Source organism: Sphingomonas jejuensis, from assembly GCF_011927695.1.
Lineage (GTDB): Bacteria > Pseudomonadota > Alphaproteobacteria > Sphingomonadales > Sphingomonadaceae > Sphingomonas_K > Sphingomonas_K jejuensis.
The window spans coordinates 46,373-67,634 of the sequence record NZ_JAATJE010000002.1; the positions used below are offsets into that span (position 1 = coordinate 46,373).

Sequence of the window (21,262 nt, forward strand, 5' to 3'; positions counted from 1 at the left end):
GGCGGCCTTTCGAATGTGGTCATCGCCCTACCCGGCCGTCGTGCCGCGGCTCAATGGCACTTGAAGCGGTCGAACGGCTCCGCGCACGCCCGACACTGCCACAGCGCCTTGCACGGCGTCGATCCGAACCGGCTGACCTCTGCCGTGTCGGTCGATCCGCAGTGCGGGCAGGTCGCGGTCTCCGCCTTGCCCGGCGGCGCGATGCCATAGGCGTGGAGCTTGGCGTGTCCCTCCGCCGTGATCCAGTCGGTGGTCCAGGGCGGCGACAATTCGGTGCGGATGCCGACAGCGCGAAGCCCGGCATCGTCCAGCGCGCGGCGCACCATCAGCTCGATCGCGAGCGTGGCCGGGCAGCCGGTGTAGGTCGGGGTCAGCGCGACATCGGTTCCGCCGTCGGCGCGGGGCCGCAAACCCCGGACGATGCCCAGGTCGGCAAGCGTCACGGCCGGGATCTCGGGGTCCGGCACCGCGCCCGCAACGGCAAGCGCGTCCGCCGTCACCAGGTCGCGTCCGGGTGGGTGCGCGGCAGCACCTGCATCTCGGCCAGAAGATGCCCCAGATGCTCGCCATGCAGCCCGTCGCGGCCGCCGCGAACAGCGTCGGTTCCTGCGGGGCGGTCGAGGCCGGCATCCGACAGGACGGCGTCGACGCGGGCGTCCCAGGCCGCACGGATCGGTGCCGGGTCCGGCGCTTCGCCCGCCGTCGCCAGCGTTCGCTGCATCCCGTCGGCGGCGAACAGCTCGCCCGTCGTGCGCCAGCACCAGGCCAGCCCCTCCGCCATGCGGCGGCGGCTGTCCTCCGTGCCGTCGCCCAGCCGGACGACCCAGTCGCCCGCGAACTCGACATGGTAGCCGACTTCCTTCACGGCCTTTGCCGCGATTTCGGCCATGCGCGGGTCGGGCGAGCGGGCGAGCGCCTGGAACAGCGGCAGCTGCCAGGCCGAAAACAGGAACTGCCGCGCGATCGTGCGCGCGAAATCGCCGTTCGGCTGTTCCACCAGCAGGCAGTTTCGGAAATCGCGAACGTCGCGGTGGAAGGCGAGCCGGTCGGCGTTGCGCCCGGCGCCTTCCAGCTCCCCGGCATAGCCCAGCAGCAGCGTCGCCTGGCCGACGAGGTCGAGCGCGATGTTGGCGAGCGCAAGATCGATCTCCAGCGTCGGCGCATGGCCGCACCAGGCCGACAGCCGCTGTCCCAGGATCAGCGAGTCGTCGCCAAGGCGCATGGCCTGCACCATGCGGGCGGGGCGGAGATCGTCGGTCGCCATCAGATGTGCCGGATGTTGTCGGGCACCGTGTAGAAGGTCGGATGCCGATAGACCTTGTCCGCCGCAGGATCGAACAGCTGCGCGGCATCGCCCGGGTCGCTCGCCGTGATCGCGGCGGATGGCACCACCCACAGGCTGACGCCCTCCATGCGGCGGGTGTAGACGTCGCGGGCCGCCTGCACGGCCATCGCCGCATCGGCCGCGTGGAGGCTGCCGACATGGCGGTGGGACAGGCCGCCGCGCGTGCGCACGAACACCTCCCACAGCGGGAATTCGGACCGGTCGGGCATTCGGCTCAGGCGGCGCGCTTCAGCGCGCGCTTCTCGGCATGGGCGATCGCGGCATCGCGCACCCAGGCCCCATCGTCCCACGCCTTGTTGCGCGCGGCCATCCGGTCGGCGGCGACCGGGCCGTCGCCCTTCACCACGGCCCAGAACTCGTCCCAGTCGGGCTGGCCGAAATCATACCCGTCCTTGTCCTCGTTCCAGCGGAGCGCGGGATCGGGGATGGTCAGGCCGATCGCCTCCGCCTGCGGCACCGTGACGTCGACGAACTTCTGGCGCAGCGCGTCGTTGGTGTCGCGCTTGATGCGCCAGCGCATCGATTGCTCCGTGTTCGGCGACGCATCGTCGGGCGGGCCGAACATCATCAGGGACGGCCACCACCAGCGGTTGAGCGCATCCTGCGCCATTGCCTTTTGTTCGGGCGTGCCGGCGCACAGCGCCATCACCGCCTCGTAACCCTGCCGCTGGTGGAAGCTTTCCTCCTTGCAGATCCGCACCATGGCGCGCGCATAGGGGCCATAGGAGGTCCGCTGCAGCGGCACCTGGTTCATGATGGCCGCGCCATCGACCAGCCAGCCGATCGTGCCGATGTCGGCCCACGTCAGCGTCGGGTAGTTGAAGATGGTGGAATATTTGGCTTTGCCGGCCAGCAGCGCCGCCGTCATCTCGTCGCGCGAGGTGCCGAGCGTCTCGGCCGCGCAGTAAAGATAAAGGCCGTGGCCCGCCTCGTCCTGCACCTTGGCGAGCAGGATCGCCTTGCGGCGCAAGGACGGCGCGCGGCCGATCCAGTTGCCCTCCGGCAGCATGCCGACGATCTCGCTGTGCGCATGCTGGCTGATCTGGCGGACCAGCGTCTTGCGGTACGCGTCCGGCATCCAGTCCTTGGGCTCGATGAACTCGTCTGCCGCGACTCGCGCCTCGAACGCGGCGAGACGCTCTGCATCGTCGCACACGACCGAGGGCGCGGTATTCCGGCTCAGCTCGGTCGTGTACATCGCATCCTCCACTCGTGCCGGGCTGTTAGCATTGACCGACCGTGCGGTCAATTATTTCGGAGGCGGCGTTTGACCGCCCTCTCGCCCTGTCATAACCCGCCAGCCAGGGAGCGGGTGCCATGAACGACCAGTCTATCCTGTTGTCGCTGGACGGCGGCGTCGCGCGGGTGACGCTCAACCGTCCGGACCGGCTGAACAGCTTCAACACGGCCATGCACGCGGCCCTCGTCGATGCGCTCGACCGGATCGAGGCGGAGGGCGGCACGCGCGTGATGCTGCTGACGGGCGCGGGCCGCGGCTTCTGCGCCGGGCAGGACCTGGCAGATCGCGCCGTCGCCGCCGACGGCCGCGCGCCCGATCTGGGTGACAGTGTGGAGCGCTTCTACAACCCGCTGATCCGCCGGCTGGCGGCGCTTCCCTTTCCCGTGATCTGCGCCGTCAACGGCGTGGCGGCGGGCGCGGGCGCCAACATCGCGCTGGCCTGCGACATCGTCATCGCGGCCGAGTCCGCGCGCTTCATCCAGTCCTTCGCCAAGATCGGCCTGGTACCGGACAGCGGCGGCACCTGGATCCTGCCGCGGCTGGTCGGCCAGGCCCGTGCGCTCGGCCTGGCGCTGACCGGGGAGCCGCTGGGCGCGGCGCAGGCGGCGGAATGGGGCCTGATCTGGAAGGCGGTTCCCGACGATGCCTTGGCGGCCGAGGCCGACGCGCTGGTGGCGCAGTTCGCGACCGCTCCCACCGCCGGCCTTGCCGCCACCAAGGCGCTGATCCGGGGCAGCTGGGCCAACGATCTCGACACGGAGCTCGACCTGCAGCGCGACACCATGCGCCGGCTGGGGCAGAGCGACGATTACCGCGAAGGCGTGGCCGCCTTCCTCGCCAAGCGCGCGCCCGTCTTCACCGGCCGCTGACACCACCGGAGCCTGATGCCATGAAGCCGATGCACCTGATGAGCTATGTCCGGGGTGGCTGGCATGCGGCCGACACCGGGCTGGCGGAGATCCGGTCCGCCGTGACCGGGGAGCCGATCGGCCGGATCGGATCGGACGGCATCGATTTCGCCGCCACCGCCCGTTTCGCGCGGGAAGTCGGCGGCCCGGCGCTGCGCGCCATGACCTTCCACGATCGCGCCCGCCACTTGAAGCTGCTGGCGCAGGCGGTGATGGACCGCAAGGAGGAGCTCTACGCGCTGTCCCATCACAGCGGCGCGACGCGGGCGGATGGCTGGATCGACATTGAGGGCGGCGCGGGCACGCTGTTCGCCTACTCGTCAAAGGGCCGGCGCGAGCTGCCGGATGCACGCATCCTGCTCGATGGCCCGCCCGAGATGCTGTCCAGGGGCGGCAGCTTCGTCGGGCAGCATGTGTTCACGCCGCTGCAGGGCGTCGCGCTCCACATCAACGCGTTCAACTTCCCGGTGTGGGGCATGCTGGAAAAGCTTGCGCCGACGCTGCTGGCGGGCGTGCCCGCGATCGTGAAGCCGGCATCGTCGACTGCTTATGTGACGGAGGCATGCGTCCGCATCCTGCTGGACACCGGCATGCTGCCCGACGGCGCGCTTCAGTTCGTGGCGGGGTCGACCGGCGACCTGATCGATCATCTGGGCACGCAGGACATCGTGTCCTTCACCGGCTCCGCCGCCACCGCCGCCACCATCCGCGCCAACCCCGTGTTCGCGGACAAGGGCGTGCGCTTCGTGGCGGAGCAGGACAGCCTCAACGCCTGCATGCTGGGGCCGGACGCGACCCCCGACAGCCCGGAGTTCGCGCTGTTCGTGAAGGAAGTGGTGCGCGAGATGACGGCCAAGGCCGGTCAGAAGTGCACCGCCATCCGCCGCAGCTTCGTGCCCGAAGCACTGATCGACGACGTGCAGGCGGCGATCTCCGCCCGGCTCGACCGCGTGATCGTCGGCGATCCGTCCGCCGAAGGCACCACCATGGGCGCGCTGGCCAGCGAGCGGCAGCTTCGCGACGTGCGCGCGGCGGTGGCCGATCTGGCGCGGGAGGCGCGGATCGTCTGGGGCGATCCGGAGGCGACACCCGCACCCGGCGGCGCCTTCATGTCGCCGGTGCTGCTGCGCTGCGACACGCCGTGGGACGCGGCGACCGTCCACGATCGGGAGGCGTTCGGCCCCGTCGCGACGCTGATGCCCTATCGCGATCTGGCCGAGGGGGTCGCGCTCTGCAATCGCGGCCAGGGTTCGCTGGTGATGTCCTTGTTCACCGGCGACCCCGCCGTCGCCATCGCGGTGGTGGCGGGCGCCGCCGCCTGGCACGGCCGCGTGCTGATCGTCGACCAGGCCTGCGCAGGCGAATCCACCGGCCACGGCTCCCCGCTTCCGGCGCTGGTCCATGGCGGGCCGGGGCGCGCGGGCGGCGGCGAGGAGATGGGCGGCATCCGCGGCGTCCATCATTACATGCAGCGCACCGCGCTTCAGGGCAGCCCCGCGATGCTGGCGGCGATCGGCGGCCGCTGGATCGCCGGCGCGCCCGTCGACGACGCGCCGCCCCACCCCTTCCGCCTCCGCTTCGACGAGGTGGAGATCGGCCGCACCATCGTCACCGCAGAGCGTCGCGTCACGCTGGAGGATATCGAGCATTTCGCCCGTTTCACCGGCGACACATTCTACGCCCACATGGACGAGGCGGCGGCGGCGCGGAACCCGTTCTTCCCCGGCCGGGTGGCGCACGGATACCTGATCCTGTCCTTTGCCGCCGGGCTGTTCGTCGATCCGGACGAAGGGCCGGTGCTGGCGAACACGGGGCTCGACACGCTTCGTTTCCTGAAGCCGCTGTCGCCGGGCGCGACCATGCGGGTGCGGCTGACCGCCAAGTCGAAGACGCGCCGCAACGATGATTATGGCGAGGTTCGCTGGGACGTGCTCGTCACCGATGGCGACGGCGACGCGATCGCGACCTATGAGCTGCTGACCATGGTGGCAGGCTGAGAGACAAATGGCGCGTACCCAATCCGCGGACTATGCCGTCCGGCGCGACGCCATCACGCGAGAGGCGGCGCGGCTTTACGCCCGGCACGGCTTTCTGGGCGCGTCCGTGGCGCAGGTCGCGGCGGCGTGCGAGACGTCCAAGTCGCTCATCTACCACTATTATCCGTCCAAGGAGGACATCCTGTTCGCCGTCATGGACACCCATGTCCAGCGGCTGGTGCGCGCGGCCAAACGCGCGGCGGGTGAGCCCGGCGACGCGCGCGCGCGCCTGGGTGCCGCGGCGCGGGCGCTGGTGATCCGCTACGAGGGCGCGGGCGACTATCAGCGCGTGCTGCTGAACGAGCTGCGGCGCCTGCCGGACGAGAAGCGCGCCGAGATCGTCGCGCACCAGCGCGAGCTGCTCGACATCGTCGATGCGCTGATCCTCGCGCTGAAGCCCGCGCTTGCCTGCGATCTGCCCCGCCGCCGGACGCTCACCATGCTGTTCTTCGGCATGATCAACTGGATGCACACCTGGTTCGACCCGGACGGGCCGATCGACGCCACCGACGTGGCCGACATGGCGGCCACCATGCTGGTCGCAGGCGTGGAGCAGGCGGCGGGCTAGAGCCCATGCCTGATCGTGCTTCTGCGCAGGCAGGAGCACTGCGGACCGCTAATCCGCCGGCCAGCCCTCGATCAGCTCGACGAAGCGGGTCAGCCAGGCATTGGTCTGGTGCCCGTCGACCACGCGGTGGTCGATGGTCAGCGAGACATAGGCCATCGGCCGGATCAGGATCGCGTCCTGCCCCGCCACCTCGCGCACCACCACGCGCTTTTCAAGCTTGCCGACGCCCAGGATCGCGGACTGCGGCTGCTGGATGATGATCGGCGATGCGAACAGCGACCCCGACACGCCGTGGTTGGAGACGGCAAAGGTGCCGCCCTTCAGGTCGGCAGGCGTCATCCGGCCGTCGCGCGCGCGTCCGGTCAGATCGGCGAGCCGCGCCGCGATCCCTTCCAGCGACAGCTGCCCCACCCGCTCGACAACCGGCACCACCAGCCCCTTGTCGCCGAGCGCCGTGCCGACGCCGATGTTCACGTCGGCGAAGATCTCTGTCCGGTCGGCATGCCAGCGCCCGTTGATCGCCGGCGCCACCGCCATCGCCCGCGCCGCGGCGGCCAGCATGTAGGCGGTAAAGGTCAGCGGCGTCCCGGCGGCGGCGAAGCGATCCTTGTGCCGCGCCCGGTGCGCGATGATTGCGGAGAAATCCGCCTCGAACACGGCCGTGACATGCGGGGCCACGGTGACCGAGTTCAGCATGTTCTCCGCGATCGCGCGGCGCATCCTGTCGTGCGGCACGCTGCGGCTGCCCACGCCGTCCTCCGCGCCTGCCGGGCCGCGGGCCGCAACCGCGCGATCGACATCGGCGGGGGTCACCCGCCCGGATCGGCCGCTGCCGCTGATCGTCGCAGGGTCGATGCCGTGCTGCCGCACCGCGCGGCGAACGGACGGCGACAGGCGGCGCTCGACGCTGTCCGTGGCGACGGTCGGTGGCGCGGGCACGTCGCTGTCCGTCGCGGCAAGACCGCTCTCCGCCTCCATCGCGACCGGCGCGGCGGCATCAGCCCCGGCCTCGTCGCGCAGCCGGCCGAGCAGCGCGCCCGGCGCGGCTTCCGCACCCGATTGCAGCAGGATTTCCGCCAGCACGCCCGCGGCGGGTGCCGGCACCTCCATCGTCACCTTGTCGGTTTCGAGCTCCACCAGCGGATCGTTGAGCGCGACGCTGTCGCCCGGCTGCTTCAACCAGCCGCGCACCACCGCCTGCGTGCCTTCCTGCTCGGCGGGAACCAGGATGTCGGTCATGCTCAGAACGCCACCAGTTCGTCGATCTTGGCGCGGATCGCGTCGACCGACGGCAGCGCCCATTCCATCAGCACCGGATTGTGGGGGCTCGGGATGTCCGGCATCGTCAGCCGCGCGACGGGCGCGTCGAGATCCAGGAACGCCTCGTCCGCTACCACCGCCGCGATTTCCGCGCCGAAGCCGGCGGTGCGCAAATCCTCATGGACGATCAGGCAGCGGCGCGTGCGGCGAACGGACGTCAGCACCGCGTCGCGGTCCCACGGCATCAGCGTGCGCAGGTCGATGACGTCGGCGCCGCGCCGCTCCGCCGCCTCCTCGCAGCGGTGCACCATCGCGCCCCAGGTCACGATCGTGATGTCGTCGCCTGTGCGCGTCAGCGTCGCCTTGCCGAACGGCACCACATAATCGTCGCCCGGCCACGGCCGCCGTGCCCAGCTGTGGTCCAGCATCGCGCGATGCTCGAAGAAGATCACCGGATCGTTGCCGCGAAGCGCCGTGCGCAGCAGCCCGGCGGCGTCCTCCGCATTGGACGGCACCGCCACCTGCCAGCCGGGGTTGTGGACAAAGGCGACCTCGTTGGTCTGGCTGTGCCAGGGATCGCCGCACTTGAAGTATCCGCCGGGCACGCGCAGCACCATCGGCGCTGCAAAGCGGTTGTTGGTGCGCCAGCGCATGGTGCCGCAATCGTTGATCTGCTCGGTCGCGGGCTCGGCATATTTGCGGAACTGGATCTCGGGCACCGGCATCAGCCCGGCCAGCGCCATGCCTACCGCGCGCCCGACGATCCCTTCTTCGGACAGCGACGTGTCGAACACCCGCGCCGTGCCGTATTTCTCCTGCAGGCCCAGCGTCACCGCATGGACGCCGCCCTTGGGCCCGATATCCTCGCCGAACAGCACGACCCGGTCGTTGATCGCCATCTCGCCATCCAGCGTGCGGCGGATGGCGGTGACCATGTTGATGCGCTGCCCGTCCGGGTGCGCATCGGGCGTCCCCGCCGGCAGCGTCGCTTCCACCCCGGCGCGGCCGCCCTCCCGCTGCATCTCGCCTTCGAAGAAGACGTGGCGGACAACGGTCTCCGGATCGGCCACGGCACGGGCCTCCGCCGCCTCGCGCGCGGCCTCCGCCTTCTCGTCCGCGGCCCGCTCCATCGCCGCCCAGTCGTCCTCAGACAGCAGCGCCGGAACGAGATGCGCGCGCAGGCGCGGCAGCGGGTCACGCGCGCGCTCGGCCGCGACGACGCTCGCGTCCTTGTAGGTCTGCGTGTCCTGAAAGCTGTGGCCCTGCAGCCGCGGCACCGTCAGGCGCAGCAGTGCCGGGCCACGGCCCGCCCGCACATGGTCGGTCGCGCGCTCCACCAGCCGCGCCGCCTCCGCCGGATCGGTGCCGTCGCCGGACATGATCTCCAGTCCCTTCCAGGCACCCAGATTGGCGGCGATGTCGCCGCCCGGCGTCTGGAAGGTCGACGGCACCGAGATGCCGAAGCCATTGTCCTCGATGTAGAACAGCATCGGCAGGCCTTGCGTGGTGGCGATCGTCAGCGCCGCCCAGAAACCGTTGGACGCGACCGATCCGTCACCGCCCAGCACCACCGCGATCGATCCGTCGAAGCGGCCATCGCGCAGCACATCGCGATGATAGGTGATCGCCTGCGCCCAGCCCGCGGTCGGCGTGTACTGCGCGCCGACGCCGCCGCACATCGGCAGCGCGGAGGCGCCGTCGGGATTGGGGTAGTTGAACACCACGCCGATGTCGCGTCCGTCCGAATAGCCGCCCGCGCGCCCCATCGCGGAGCCGAGCGCATCCGCCACCGGCACGCCCAGCGCCAGCAGCAGCGGGCGCGACCGGTAATAGCCGCACGCCGCATCGGTCGGCCGGTCGAGCCGCAGGCCCAGCATCGCCTGCGCCATGTCATGCCCCCGCGCGGAGAACTGGTAGAGCACCTTGCGCTCGGGGACGAGCCGCTCCTCCTCCATGCGGTCGAGCGCACGCGACAGCAGCACGGTCTCGGCGATCCGCCGCCAGTCGTGCCGCTCGTCCGGCGCATTCCGCAACTGGGTGGAGGCAGTGGCCGCCATGAAGCATCCTTATCGTCGACCGTCCGGTCGGCTTTAGGATGGGAAGCGTGCTGCGCGCAATGTCGCGGACATGGGGATAGTCGCCCGTGGCATATAGAGCCGATCGACTCGACCCGACGCAGGCGTCTTGTCAGTCGCCGATCATCCAGACCACCGTCCCGACATAAGGGCGACGCGCACCTTCAAACGGCTCGAAGCGTGCGCGTCTCTGCATCACGCTGCAGGTTGTTTCATCAAGTTGAGCATCCCCGCTTCCGACGAGAAGACGACAGGACGAAACCGTTCCAGCGGGCTCCACCGTCGCGAGGAACTGCGTCGCGCCGCCACGCCCGGCCCGCAACGCACGCATCGGATAGTTGGTGAAACTAAGAAAGCGTTCCGGGTTGATCGGTACTGCTGGGGGAAGCGCCGGGTCGAAGCCCCAGGAGGCAACTAATCGTTCCTCGCATGTCTCCACCGCCGCGCGAAGGCGGACTCCTCGGGGCGGATCAACGGACAGAACGGAAACGTCGCGTGACACCAGGCTCAGCCGGCTTCCGGCGAGCGCGCGGTCGACATCACTTCTGGCAAGGCGAATGCCCGTGAACGAAAGACCGGGTTCGGCTGGAACGGAATTTGCTGCCGGTCCCCGACAGTGTCGGCGGTAGCACCCTCAATCAGTACGCGAACGGTCTGCGGCGGCTCAACGCCTTTGTCTCCGTTGACTCGGCTGTACAAAAGGTCGGCCGTACTGCTGAGCGGCACGAGGCGATAAACAATCGTCTGACCGGGATCCGCACGCGGACGATGGATCACGGAACAGAAATTCTCGCCATGATCGACCTGCCACACCGGCGGCGAAGGCGGCGGCTCTGCGGCCGCGCCGAACAAGAGCAGTCCCGCCAACACCATCGACATCGATCAATCCCCCCGCCTTCAGGAAAGCATGGGATCAGCGTTGTCGCAAGTCGGCCCGCCGCTCCCGCCTCAGCGGCCCTGACGCTTCCGGCGGGCGGCCATGGGCATAAGGATGATGCCGATCAGCACGCCGACCAGTGACACGGCCGCAAAGCCGATCAGGATCGGATGGCTGGTGTCCTCGCGGCTTTGCACATCCATGATGTGCAGGCCCCACATCAGGTCGAACCAGCGCCATTGCCGCGTCCGCAGCGCCAGCACGCGTCCGCTGTCCGCATCGACATACAGGTTGGTGCCGTCCTCGAACCGCACCTGCCATGATGGCCGCGGCTGGCGGAGATCGATGGGCGCATCCTCCGCGGCGTGGCGCAGCACCCTGACGATGGGCGATGCGGGAACGTAGCGGGCGGCGGCGATCACCCGCGCCTCCTGCGCGGAGACTGGCGGCAGCAGGCTGCCGTCCTCCATCCGGGCGCGCGCCACGCTGCCGTCCGCGCGGGTCGCCACCCAATAGGGTCCGGCCGGGCCGACCTCCACCTGCAGGGCCCGCAGCGGTCCGGCCGCCGGCACCACCGCCGCGCCCGTCACGAACGGCGGCGGATCGCGGCGCAGCGCCGTGCCGCGCACCTCCTCGATCGGCCGCGCGACCATGAACAGGCCGGTCGCGGTCCACAGCAGCAGCGGCACGCCCACGATCCAGCCGAGCCAGAGGTGGATCCGGCCGAGCGTCCCGCGGACGCTCACCGGCGGCGCTGCCCGATCAGATGTGGATCGCCTTGCCGGTCACCGCCATCGCGGCTTCCTTCAGCGCCTCCGAATGCGTCGGGTGCGCGTGGCAGGTCAGCGCGATGTCCTCGCTGGTCGCGCCGAACTCCATCGCCTGCGCGGCCTGCGCGATCAGCGTGCCCGCGAGCGAGGAGATGATGTGCACGCCGACCACCCGGTCGGTCGCGGCATCGGCGATCACCTTCACAAAGCCGGTCGTGTCGCGGTTGGTCTTGGCGCGGCTGTTGCCCGCAAACGGGAACTTGCCGACCTTGATCTCGCCCTTTTCCTTCGCCTGCTCCTCGGTCAGGCCGACGCCGGCGATCTCGGGGTGGGTGTAGACCACCGACGGGATGATGTCGTGGTTCACGATGCCGGTCAGCCCGGCGATGTTGTCGGCCACCGCGATGCCCTCGTCCTCGGCGCGGTGCGCAAGCATCAGGCCCGGCGTCACGTCGCCGATCGCCCAGATGCCGTCCACCGCCGTCTCGAACTCGTGGCCGACCTCGATCTGCCCGCGGCCGTTCACCGACAGGCCGGCGGCCTCCAGGTTCAGGCCCTCCGTGTTCGGCCGCCGCCCGATCGACACCAGCACGGCATCCGCCGCCAGCGTCTCGGCCGCGCCGCCCGCCGCCGGCTCGACCGTCACGGTCGCGCGTCCGCCGTCAACCGCGACGCCCGTCACCTTGGTGGACACCTTGAGCTCGAAGCCCTGCTTCTTGAATATCTTGGTCGCTTCCTTGCGGACCTCGGCGTCGAAGCCCGGCAGGATCTGGTCGACGAACTCGACCACCGTCACCTTGGCGCCCAGGCGGCGCCACACGGAGCCGAGCTCCAGCCCGATCACGCCGCCGCCGATCACCACCAGGTGCTCCGGCACCTTGGGGAGCGACAGGGCGCCGGTGGAATCGACCACCACCTGCTGGTCGACCGTGACGCCGGGCAGCGGCGTGACGGACGATCCAGTGGCGATCACGATGTTCTTCGCGCGCACGCTGCGGCCATCCACGTCGACCGTGTCCTTGCCGGTGAAGGCGGCGCGCCCCTTCAGCCATTCGACCTTGTTCTTCTTGAACAGCATGGCGATGCCGCCGGTCAGCTCCTTGACCGCCGTCGCCTTCTCGTTGTGCATCGCGCCAAGGTCGAGCGACGCGCCCTCCAGCTTCACGCCGAACTTGGCGAGCTCGCCCGATGCGGCCTCCTCGAACAGCTCGGACGCGTGCAGCAGCGCCTTCGACGGAATGCAGCCGACGTTGAGGCAGGTGCCGCCCAGCGTCTCGCGGCTTTCGACGCAAGCGGTCTTCAGCCCGTTCTGCGCCGCCCGGATCGCGGCGACATAGCCGCCGGGGCCCGCGCCGATCACCAGGACATCGAAATCGTAGCTCTGCTCGTCAGCCATGTCTCACCTCGTTCAGTGCTCCTGCGCAGGCAGGAGCCCAGGGTCGCTCAGAAGAGCGTTGGATATAGGTCATGCCATTGTGGATTGCCGCCCTCGATCAAGCGCAGCTTCCACGCACGTTTCCACTTCTTCATCTGCCGCTCGCGAAGACGGGCCGACTGAAGATCATCATGGGCCTCATACCAGTTGAGCAGTGTGCAGCCATGCTCCTTGGTGAACCCGTCCATTGATCCAGCACGATGCTGGTGCGCCCGGAGGATCAGGTTGCTCGTCACACCGACGTAGAGCGTTCCGTTCGGAGCGCTCGCCATCAGATAAACGAAGCCAGCCTTCTGCACTTGTCTCCCCCCGGGCTCCTGCCTTCGCAGGAGCACGCGCGATTACAGGTCGATCAGCAGCCGCGTCGGATCCTCGATCGCGTTCTTGATGGCGACCAGGAAGGTCACCGCCTCGCGCCCGTCGATCAGGCGGTGGTCGTAGGACAGCGCCAGATACATCATCGGCCGCACCACCACCTGCCCGTCGCGCACCACCGGCCGCTCCTCGATGCGGTGGAGGCCGAGCACGGCCGACTGCGGCGGATTGATGATCGGCGTCGACATCAGCGATCCGAACACGCCGCCGTTGGAAATGGTGAAGGTGCCGCCCTTCATCTCGTCCATTTTCAGCGTGCCGTCCTTGGCGCGCTTGCCGAAGTCGCCGATCGTGCGCTCGATGCCGGCGACCGACAGGTCCTGCGCGTCGCGGATCACGGGCACGACCAGGCCGTTCGGTGCGGACACCGCAACCGACACGTCGACATAGTCGTGGTAGACGATCTCGTCGCCGTCGATCTGCGCGTTGACGCCCGGGATGTCCTTCAGCGCCTGCACCGCCGCCTTCACGAAGAAGCCCATGAAGCCGAGGCGCACGCCGTGCTTCTTTTCAAACAGGTCCTTGTACTTGGCGCGCGCCTCCATGACCGCGGTCATGTCGACATCGTTGAAGGTGGTGAGGAGCGCGGCGGTGTCCTGCGCCTCCTTCAGCCGCCGGGCGACCGTCTGGCGCAGGCGCGTCATCTTGACGCGCTCCTCGCGCCGCTCGCCGGCGCCACCGGCAGTGGCCGGCGCGGCCGTCGACGGCGCGGGCGATGCCGCCGCGGCCTTCGCCACCGGCGCGTTCATCACGTCCTCGCGCGTCAGGCGACCGTCCTTGCCCGTCCCCTGGATGGTGGACGGATCGATGCCGCGCTCCAGGACCAGCCGGCGAACCGACGGCGACAGGGTGGGCAGTTCACCCTCGCCGACGCTCGGCGCGGGGGAAGGCGCAGGTGCAGGTGCCGGCGCCTGGGACGGTGCCGGCGCGGACGCCGGTGCGGCAGCCGGCGTCGGCGTAGGCGCGGGTGCGCTCGCTGCGGCGGCACCGCCACCACCGGCCTCGATCGTCGCGATCGCCGCGCCGACCTGCACCGTGTCGCCGACCGCCACCAGCTGCTCGCCCATCACGCCGTCGGACGGGGACGGCACCTCGACCGCGACCTTGTCGGTCTCCAGGCTGACGATCGGCTCGTCGGCCTTCACCGGCTCGCCCGGCTTCTTCAGCCATTCGCCGACCGTCGCTTCCGTGATCGACTCGCCCAGCGCGGGCACCTGAACTTCGGTCGCCATGTCAGTCTCTTTCCTCGAGCAATGGGTGGGGCCGGCGGCGCATCAGCTCGCGGCCTTGCCTGCCTTCTTGTCGCTTTCGCGGTTGCGGCGGATCTCGTCGCGGACGCTGTGGCCGAGCGCATCGGCGATCAGCGCGCCCTGCTCGGCCTGGTGACGCTTCATCAGGCCGGTGGCAGGCGACGCGGCCGCCGCACGGCCTGCATAGCGGGCGCGGGACACGGGCGCACCGGCGGCCGCCAGCGCTTCCTCGATCAGCGGCTCCACGAAGAACCAGGCGCCGTTGTTCTTCGGCTCCTCCTGGGCCCAGACCACGTCCTTCAGGTTCGGCATGCGCGAAATGCGCTTGGCCAGCGGCTCGCCCGGGAAGGGGTAGAGCTGCTCGATCCGGACAATGGTCGTGCCGGTGTCGCCCGCCGCATCGCGCGCTTCGATCAGGTCGTAGGCGACCTTGCCCGAACACAGCACCAGCCGCTCCACCGCCTCGTCGGCAGGCGCGTTGGTGTCGGACAGGATCCGTCGGAACTGCGTGTCGCCCAGGAACTCGTCGGCCGTCGACACCGCCATCTTGTGGCGCAGCAGCGACTTCGGCGTCATCACGATCAGGGGCTTGCGGAACGGCCGCAGCATCTGCCGGCGCAGCATGTGGAAATAATTGGCGGGCGTGGTGACGTTGGCGACCTGGATGTTGTCGCCCGCGCACAGCTGCAGGAACCGCTCCAGCCGGGCGGACGAATGCTCCGGCCCCTGCCCTTCATAGCCGTGCGGCAAGAGCATCACGAGGCCGTTGGCGCGCAGCCACTTGGCCTCGGCGGCGGCGATATACTGGTCGATGACGATCTGCGCACCGTTGGCGAAGTCGCCGAACTGCGCTTCCCACAGCACCAGCGTCTTCGGGTCGGCCATGGCATAGCCGTATTCGAAACCGAGCACGCCATATTCGGACAGCGGCGAATCCAGCACCTCGAAACGGCCGTGCGGCAGCGTCGACAGCGGCACGAACTTGCGCTCGTCGGTCTGGTCGACCCAGACGCTGTGCCGCTGGCTGAACGTGCCGCGTCCGCTGTCCTGCCCGGACAGGCGCACGCCATAGCCTTCGGACACCAGGCCGCCGAACGCCAGCGCCTCGCCCGTTGCCCAGTCGAAGCCCTTGCCGCTCGCGAACATCTCGCGCTTGGCCTCCAGCACGCGGCCCAGCGTGCGGTGGATGGTCAGCCCCTCCGGCACGGTGGTGAGCGTCCGGCCGAGCGCATCGAACAGCTTGCGGTCAAGGCCCGTGTCAACGCTGCGCCGCGCGCTTTCCGGATCGGCCGGTCGGCTGAGGCCCGACCAGCGCCCGGCGAACCAGTCCGCCTGGTTGGGCTTGTAGCTCTTGGCGCCCTCGAATTCCTCTTCCAGCCGGTCGACGAACTGCTTGCGCTCGCCCTCGGCGAACGCGCCGTCGATCACGCCCTCGCCCTGCAGCCGCTCGGCATAAAGCGTGCTGACCGGCGGGTGCGTCTTGATGGCGGCGTACATCAGCGGCTGGGTGAAGCTCGGCTCGTCGCCTTCGTTGTGGCCGAAGCGGCGATAGCACCACATGTCGATCACGACGTCGCGGTGGAAGGTCTGCCGGAACTCCACCGCCATCTTGGTGGCAAAGGTCACCGCCTCCGGATCGTCGCCGTTGACGTGCAGGATCGGCGCCTGGACGCCCTTCGCCACGTCGGACGGATAGGGGGACGAGCGCGCGAACTGCGGGCTGGTGGTGAAGCCGACCTGGTTGTTGATGATGAAGTGGATGCAGCCGCCGGTGTTGTACCCGCGGATGCCGGAAAAGCCGAAGCATTCCCACACGATGCCCTGCCCGGCAAAGGCCGCGTCACCGTGGATCAGGACCGGCAGCACCTGGTTGTGGTCGGCCAGATCGTCGCGCAGCACCTGGATGGAACGCGCCTTGCCCAGCACCACCGGATCCACGGTTTCCAGGTGGCTGGGGTTCGGCACCAGCGACATGTGGACGCTGATCCCGTCGAACGCCCGGTCGGTTGAGGTGCCGAGATGGTACTTCACGTCGCCCGATCCGCCGACATCCTCCGGATTGGCGGAGCCGCCGGAGAATTCGTGGAAGATCACGCGGAACGGCTTCGCCATCACGTTGGCGAGCACGTTCAGCCGGCCGCGATGCGCCATGCCATAGACGATCTCGCGCACGCCCTGCTGGCCACCATGCTTGATGACCGCTTCCAGCGCCGGGATCATGGACTCGCCGCCGTCGAGGCCGAAGCGCTTGGTGCCGACATATTTGCGGCCCAGGAACTTCTCATATTCCTCGGCCTGCACGACCTTGGACAGGATGGCGCGCTTGCCTTCCGGCGTGAACTCGATCGCCTTGCCGCGGCCTTCCATGCGCTCCTGCAGGAAGCGGCGCTCGTCGAGGTCGACGATGTGCATGTACTCGAGGCCGACCGGCCCGCAGTAATTGGCCTTCAGGATCTCCACCAGCTCGCGGATGGTGGCGGTCTCCAGCCCCATCGTGCCACCGAGGTAGATCGGGCGGTCGAGGTCAGCGCCGGAAAAACCGTGATATTCGGGCGTGAGGTCGGCCGGCGTCTCGCGCTGGGCGAGGCCGAGCGGGTCGAGATTGGCCGCCAGATGCCCGCGCACGCGATAGGTGCGGATCAGCATCATCGCGCGGATGCTGTCGTTGGCCGCGCGGGCGACCGCGTCCTTGTCGACCGGGGCCGGCGCGGGCGCCGCGGGCGCGGCACCCTTCTTCGGCGGCGCCGGCGGCACCTGCATCTGCGTGGGGTCCAGCGCCGCGGTCAGCGCGTCCGTGTCGGCGATCGGCCAGTTCTTGCGCTGCCAGCTGGGGCCGGCGACCGCCGCCTCCAGCCCGCCGAAATAACGCTGCCAGCCGGCGTCCACGCTGGCCGCATCCTCCGACCAGCGCCGGTAGAGCGCCTCGACATAGGAGGCGCTGACGCCCTCCATCTCGCTGAAATCCTGGCCTTCGATGCCCATCGCGTCCGCCTGTGCCTTCGACCTCCGGTTCGAGGTCTCCGATTAACCCTTCAGAACCTCGACGAGCGTCGTGCCGAGCTCGCTGGGGCTTGCCGCCACGCGGATGCCGGCGGCCTCCATCGCGGCGATCTTGTCCTCGGCGCCGCCCTGCCCGCCGGACACGATCGCGCCGGCATGGCCCATGCGACGACCCGGAGGCGCCGTGCGGCCGGCGATGAAGCCGACCATCGGCTTCTTGCGCCCGCGCTTGGCCTCATCCGCCAGGAACTGCGCGGCCTCTTCCTCCGCCGATCCGCCGATCTCGCCGATCATGATGATCGATTTGGTCTCGTCATCGGCCAGGAACAACTCCAGCACGTCGATGAAGTTGGTGCCGTTGACCGGATCGCCGCCGATGCCGACCGCCGTGGTCTGGCCCAGGCCGGCGTTGGTCGTCTGGAACACCGCCTCATAGGTCAGCGTGCCGGAGCGGGAGACGACGCCGACCGATCCCTTGGAGAAGATGGAGCCCGGCATGATGCCGATCTTGCACTCGCCCGGCGTCAGCACGCCCGGGCAGTTGGGGCCGATCAGCCGAGACTTCGATCCCGACAGCGCGCGCTTTACCCGCACCATGTCCAGCACCGGGATGCCTTCGGTGATCGTCACGATCAGCGGCACCTCGGCATCGATCGCCTCCAGGATGCTATCGGCGGCAAAGGGCGGCGGCACGTAGATGACGGATGCGGTCGCACCCGTCTTGGCCACGGCTTCGGACACGGTGTCGAACACGGGCAGGTCGATATGGGTGGTGCCGCCCTTCCCCGGCGTCACGCCGCCGACCATCTGCGTGCCGTAGGCCAGCGCCTGCTGCGTGTGGAAGGTGCCGGTCTCGCCGGTCATTCCCTGCGTGATGACCTTGGTGTTCTTGTCGACCAGGATGCTCATTCAATTAACTCCGCGGACGAAGGCCACCGCCACGCGGACAGCCGGCTGGGCGTCGCTGCCGGTGGCGGCAAGCTGCACGATGTGGGATGGCGCGCGCCAAAGGATGCCGTCGGGCGCGGACTGGATCGGATCGCCGAACGCGCCGGTCAGCGCGGCCTGCACCGCGCCGCGCCCGCGCACGTCGGCCACGCGCGCCGTCACCAGGCAGACCTGCGGCTGCCCGGCGGCACCCGGTCCCGTCATCAACACCACGTTGCCGTTCGGGCGGCCGTAGAAGCTGAGCGGCGTCTCGACCGCCTGCCCGTCCGACGACGCGGTGCCGCGGCGCCAGCCGTCCGCCTCCAGCCGCGCGCCATCGACGGCGCCGTTGCCGGATGCCGCGATGCACGACCGGGTCGCCGCCAGCACGTCGGCGGGCGCCGCCACGCTCAGCTGCGCCGCTGCGGGCGCGACGGCGGCGACGGTGGCAAGCCCGGCGGACAGGATGAAGCGGGTCATTGATTGCTTCCCATATGGACGGCCGCGTTCTCGTTGAGCACGGCGACGCGGAGCGCGGGACCACCGTCCGCCTCGCCCGCCGTCAGCACGATCTGCTGGTCGCCGGCGCGCCACACGCTGTTGCCGTTGTGGTCGGCGGGTTCGCCATAGACGGTGGCAAGCGCCGCGCGGACCGGCTCGCGACCATCCTCCCCCAGCGTCTCGGCCATCGCCACGCACATCGCGACCGGCGACGGCATGACGACCAGGGTCACGGCAGAGCCTGCCTTGCCATAGAAGCTCATGCCCGTGTCGGCCGACGCCTGGTCGCTGCCGAGGGCGCCTGCCGCGTAGCCGGCCGCCTGCAGCCGCGCGGTGTCGACGCCGGACGACGACACCGCCGATGCGCAGGCGCGCATGCCGTCGACGACCATGGCCGGCGCGACCGGCACCGTCGCCGCCGGCTGGGCGGCGACCTGAACCGGCGCCAGCGCCAGCGCGGCGGCGATGACAGGCATGCTCACCCCAGCGATCCGTCGATCGCGCGGCACGCCACCAGCAGTTCCTTGACCGCGTCAACCGACACCTGGAGGTTGGCCTTGGCCTCGTCGCCAAGCTTCACCTCGACGATCTTCTCCACGCCGCCCGCGCCGATCACCACCGGCACGCCGACATAAAGGTCGTCGATGCCATATTGGCCGGACAGGTGCGCCGCCGCCGGCAGGATGCGCTTCTGGTCGAACAGATAGGCCTCGGCCATCGCGATGCCGCTGGTGGCGGGCGCGTAGTAAGCGGAACCGGTCTTCAACAGCGCGACGATCTCGCCGCCGCCGCCGCGCGTGCGCTTCACGATCTCGTCGACGCGCTCCTTGGTGGAAAAGCCCATCTCGATCAGGTCGGTGACGGGGATGCCGCTGACGGTCGAATATTCCAGCACCGGCACCATCGTGTCGCCGTGGCCGCCCAGCACGAAGCTGTTCACGTCCTTCACCGACGTGCCGAACTCCTCGGCCAGGAAGTGGCTGAACCGCGCGCTGTCGAGCACGCCGGCCATGCCGACCACCTTCTCGTGCGGCAGGCCGGAAAACTCGCGCAGCGCCCACACCATCGCATCGAGCGGGTTGGTGATGCAAATCACGAAGGCGTCCGGCGCGTTGGCCTTGATGCCCTCGCCCACCGCCTTCATGACCTTCAGGTTGATGCCCAGAAGGTCGTCGCGGCTCATGCCCGGCTTGCGGGCGACACCGGCGGTGACGATGATGACGTCCGCGCCCGCGATGTCGGCATAGTCGTTGGAGCCGGTGATCTTGGCGTCGAAGCCCTCGACGGGGCCGCACTGGCTGAGATCGAGCGCCTTGCCCTGCGGAACGCCCTCGACCACGTCGAACAGGACGATGTCGCCCAGGCCCTTCAGCGCCGCCAGATGCGCAAGCGTGCCGCCGATGTTGCCCGCGCCGATCAGCGCGATCTTCTTCCTCGCCAAGAGCGTCTCTCCTCGTCGGGACGCGCGCCAATGCACCGGACGCGCGTCCGGGAACTATGCGCGCGGCCTTACCCCGCCCGGACCGGAAGAACAACCACGCATGTCGGACAATCTTTGCACATGCGAACCATGTGCAACAAGCATCAGTCCGCCCCGTGTCCGGTCGACAGATAGGCCTCCGACTGCATCTCGGTTAGGCGCGACACGGTGCGCTCGAACTCGAACGCGCCCGTCCCCGCCGGGTAGAGCGCGTCCGGCTCGACATCGGCGGCGGCAAGCAGCTTCACCCGATACTCGTAGAGCGCGTCGATCAGCGTCACGAAGCGCGCCGCCTCGTTGCGCTGGTCCGGCCCCATCTGCGGGATGCCGACCAGGATCACCGTGTGGAACGTCCGCGCGACCGCCAGATAATCGGCCGCCCCCCGCGCCTCGCCGCACAGCCGCTTGAACGAGAACACGGCGACCCCTTTCAGCGCCTTTGGCACGAACAGCGTGCGCCCGGGCGACACGGCAAGCTCGCACGACGGCACATGCTCCCGGTCCTCCACCGGATAATCGGTCAGCGCGAAAAAGGCGCGGGACAGCGCCTCCGTCGCCTCCGCCCCGTTCGGCACATGCCAGGTCTCGACGCCCGACAGCCGCTCCATGCGGTAATCCACCGGCCCGTTCAGCGGCAGCACGTCCAGCCGTTCTTCCAGCAGCGCGATGAAGGGCAGGAAGTGCTCCCGGTTGAGGCCGTCCTTGTAGAGGTCGGCCGGCGCCCGGTTCGACGTGGCGACCACCGTCGTCCCGGCGGCGAGGATCGCGGTGAACAGCCGGGACAGGATCATCGCGTCGGCCGAATTGTTGATCACCATCTCGTCGAAGCAGAGCAGCCGCGCTTCGGCCGCGATCGCGGCGGCGACCGGCAGGATCGGGTCGCCGCGCTCCTCCGCGCGCTCCTGCCGGACGCGCTCGTGCACCTCCAGCATGAAGGCATGGAAATGCACCCGCCGTTTGGAGGCGAGCGCGACCCGCTCGAAGAACAGGTCCATCAGCATCGACTTGCCGCGCCCGACACCGCCCCACAGGTAGACGCCGCGCGGCGGCGGCCGGTCGCGTCCCAGCAGCCGCGCGAGGCGGCCCGGCCGCGGCGTCTCCAGCGCGCGCGCAAGCGCATCCAGCCGGTCGGCCGCCCGGGCCTGGTCGCCGTCTGGCCTCAGTTCGCCGGAGACAACAAGGACGTCATACTGTTCGCGCACGCTCATCGGCGCG

The 21,262-nt window shown here is 69.5% G+C and carries 21 protein-coding genes; 3 read left to right on the top strand and 18 right to left on the bottom strand.

Features of this window, described 5'->3' with window-relative positions; translation table 11 throughout:
* Positions 1-50: 50 nt before the first annotated feature.
* The 4 genes from paaD to paaA are packed head-to-tail and all read right to left on the bottom strand — an operon-like array spanning position 51 to position 2,543.
* Positions 51-500, bottom strand: coding sequence for a 1,2-phenylacetyl-CoA epoxidase subunit PaaD (gene paaD, locus GGR88_RS09640; RefSeq protein ID WP_342449772.1), 450 nt, complete (start codon positions 498-500; stop codon positions 51-53).
* On the bottom strand, positions 497-1,264 hold the full coding sequence (paaC, locus tag GGR88_RS09645; protein WP_167954516.1) for a 1,2-phenylacetyl-CoA epoxidase subunit PaaC: 768 nt from the start codon (positions 1,262-1,264) through the stop codon (positions 497-499). Before paaC ends, paaD begins: the two co-directional genes overlap by 4 nt.
* The gene (gene paaB / locus GGR88_RS09650) at positions 1,264-1,554 is read right to left on the bottom strand and encodes a 1,2-phenylacetyl-CoA epoxidase subunit PaaB (RefSeq protein ID WP_167954517.1); all 291 of its coding nucleotides are present in this window, start codon (positions 1,552-1,554) and stop codon (positions 1,264-1,266) included. Before paaB ends, paaC begins: the two co-directional genes overlap by 1 nt.
* A gap of 5 nt (positions 1,555-1,559) precedes the next feature.
* The gene (paaA, locus tag GGR88_RS09655; RefSeq protein ID WP_167954518.1) at positions 1,560-2,543 is read right to left on the bottom strand and encodes a 1,2-phenylacetyl-CoA epoxidase subunit PaaA; all 984 of its coding nucleotides are present in this window, start codon (positions 2,541-2,543) and stop codon (positions 1,560-1,562) included.
* A 119-nt stretch (positions 2,544-2,662) separates the two neighbouring features.
* Between paaA and paaG the strand changes: the two genes are divergently transcribed.
* Genes paaG through GGR88_RS09670 form a run of 3 tightly spaced genes read left to right on the top strand, consistent with a single transcriptional unit; the run spans position 2,663 to position 6,097 of the window.
* A complete protein-coding gene (gene paaG / locus GGR88_RS09660) occupies positions 2,663-3,454 on the top strand; it encodes a 2-(1,2-epoxy-1,2-dihydrophenyl)acetyl-CoA isomerase PaaG (protein ID WP_167954519.1) in 792 nt (263 codons plus the stop codon).
* 20 nt (positions 3,455-3,474) lie between these two features.
* Positions 3,475-5,490 (top strand): phenylacetic acid degradation bifunctional protein PaaZ, encoded by a 2,016-nt coding sequence (gene paaZ / locus GGR88_RS09665; RefSeq protein ID WP_245196783.1) that lies wholly within the window; start codon positions 3,475-3,477, stop codon positions 5,488-5,490.
* 7 nt (positions 5,491-5,497) lie between these two features.
* Positions 5,498-6,097, top strand: a complete 600-nt coding sequence (locus GGR88_RS09670; RefSeq protein WP_167954520.1) for a TetR/AcrR family transcriptional regulator — start codon at positions 5,498-5,500, stop codon at positions 6,095-6,097.
* A 48-nt stretch (positions 6,098-6,145) separates the two neighbouring features.
* Here GGR88_RS09670 and GGR88_RS09675 read toward each other — a convergent pair whose 3' ends face one another.
* The 14 genes from GGR88_RS09675 to zapE all read right to left on the bottom strand — a co-directional run bounded on the left by GGR88_RS09675 (position 6,146) and on the right by zapE (position 21,255).
* The gene (locus tag GGR88_RS09675) at positions 6,146-7,336 is read right to left on the bottom strand and encodes a dihydrolipoamide acetyltransferase family protein (protein ID WP_245196785.1); all 1,191 of its coding nucleotides are present in this window, start codon (positions 7,334-7,336) and stop codon (positions 6,146-6,148) included.
* Between the two features lie 2 nt (positions 7,337-7,338).
* A complete protein-coding gene (locus GGR88_RS09680) occupies positions 7,339-9,414 on the bottom strand; it encodes an alpha-ketoacid dehydrogenase subunit alpha/beta (RefSeq protein WP_167954521.1) in 2,076 nt (691 codons plus the stop codon).
* Positions 9,415-9,544: 130 nt separating this feature from the next.
* A complete protein-coding gene (locus tag GGR88_RS15610) occupies positions 9,545-9,934 on the bottom strand; it encodes a TonB family protein (protein WP_167954522.1) in 390 nt (129 codons plus the stop codon).
* 5 nt (positions 9,935-9,939) lie between these two features.
* A complete protein-coding gene (locus GGR88_RS09690; protein ID WP_167954523.1) occupies positions 9,940-10,311 on the bottom strand; it encodes a hypothetical protein in 372 nt (123 codons plus the stop codon).
* Between the two features lie 69 nt (positions 10,312-10,380).
* Complete coding sequence (locus GGR88_RS09695) at positions 10,381-11,055, bottom strand: PepSY domain-containing protein (protein WP_167954524.1); 675 nt, start codon at positions 11,053-11,055, stop codon at positions 10,381-10,383.
* A 16-nt stretch (positions 11,056-11,071) separates the two neighbouring features.
* Complete coding sequence (gene lpdA / locus GGR88_RS09700) at positions 11,072-12,475, bottom strand: dihydrolipoyl dehydrogenase (protein ID WP_167954525.1); 1,404 nt, start codon at positions 12,473-12,475, stop codon at positions 11,072-11,074.
* A gap of 47 nt (positions 12,476-12,522) precedes the next feature.
* Complete coding sequence (locus tag GGR88_RS09705) at positions 12,523-12,813, bottom strand: GIY-YIG nuclease family protein (RefSeq protein WP_167954526.1); 291 nt, start codon at positions 12,811-12,813, stop codon at positions 12,523-12,525.
* Between the two features lie 42 nt (positions 12,814-12,855).
* The gene (gene odhB, locus GGR88_RS09710; RefSeq protein WP_167954527.1) at positions 12,856-14,121 is read right to left on the bottom strand and encodes a 2-oxoglutarate dehydrogenase complex dihydrolipoyllysine-residue succinyltransferase; all 1,266 of its coding nucleotides are present in this window, start codon (positions 14,119-14,121) and stop codon (positions 12,856-12,858) included.
* Between the two features lie 42 nt (positions 14,122-14,163).
* On the bottom strand, positions 14,164-17,121 hold the full coding sequence (locus GGR88_RS09715) for a 2-oxoglutarate dehydrogenase E1 component (RefSeq protein WP_167954528.1): 2,958 nt from the start codon (positions 17,119-17,121) through the stop codon (positions 14,164-14,166).
* Between the two features lie 42 nt (positions 17,122-17,163).
* Positions 17,164-18,048 (bottom strand): succinate--CoA ligase subunit alpha, encoded by an 885-nt coding sequence (gene sucD, locus GGR88_RS09720; protein WP_167954529.1) that lies wholly within the window; start codon positions 18,046-18,048, stop codon positions 17,164-17,166.
* On the bottom strand, positions 18,049-18,546 hold the full coding sequence (locus tag GGR88_RS09725; protein WP_167954530.1) for a hypothetical protein: 498 nt from the start codon (positions 18,544-18,546) through the stop codon (positions 18,049-18,051).
* The gene (locus tag GGR88_RS09730; RefSeq protein ID WP_167954531.1) at positions 18,543-19,049 is read right to left on the bottom strand and encodes a hypothetical protein; all 507 of its coding nucleotides are present in this window, start codon (positions 19,047-19,049) and stop codon (positions 18,543-18,545) included. Before GGR88_RS09730 ends, GGR88_RS09725 begins: the two co-directional genes overlap by 4 nt.
* A complete protein-coding gene (gene mdh, locus GGR88_RS09735; RefSeq protein ID WP_167954532.1) occupies positions 19,046-20,008 on the bottom strand; it encodes a malate dehydrogenase in 963 nt (320 codons plus the stop codon). The genes GGR88_RS09730 and mdh overlap by 4 nt, the downstream gene beginning before the upstream one ends.
* 143 nt (positions 20,009-20,151) lie before the next feature.
* Positions 20,152-21,255 carry a cell division protein ZapE gene (zapE, locus tag GGR88_RS09740; RefSeq protein WP_167954533.1) on the bottom strand — a complete coding sequence of 368 codons (1,104 nt, stop codon included), beginning with the start codon at positions 21,253-21,255 and terminating at the stop codon, positions 20,152-20,154.
* Positions 21,256-21,262 lie beyond the last annotated feature (7 nt).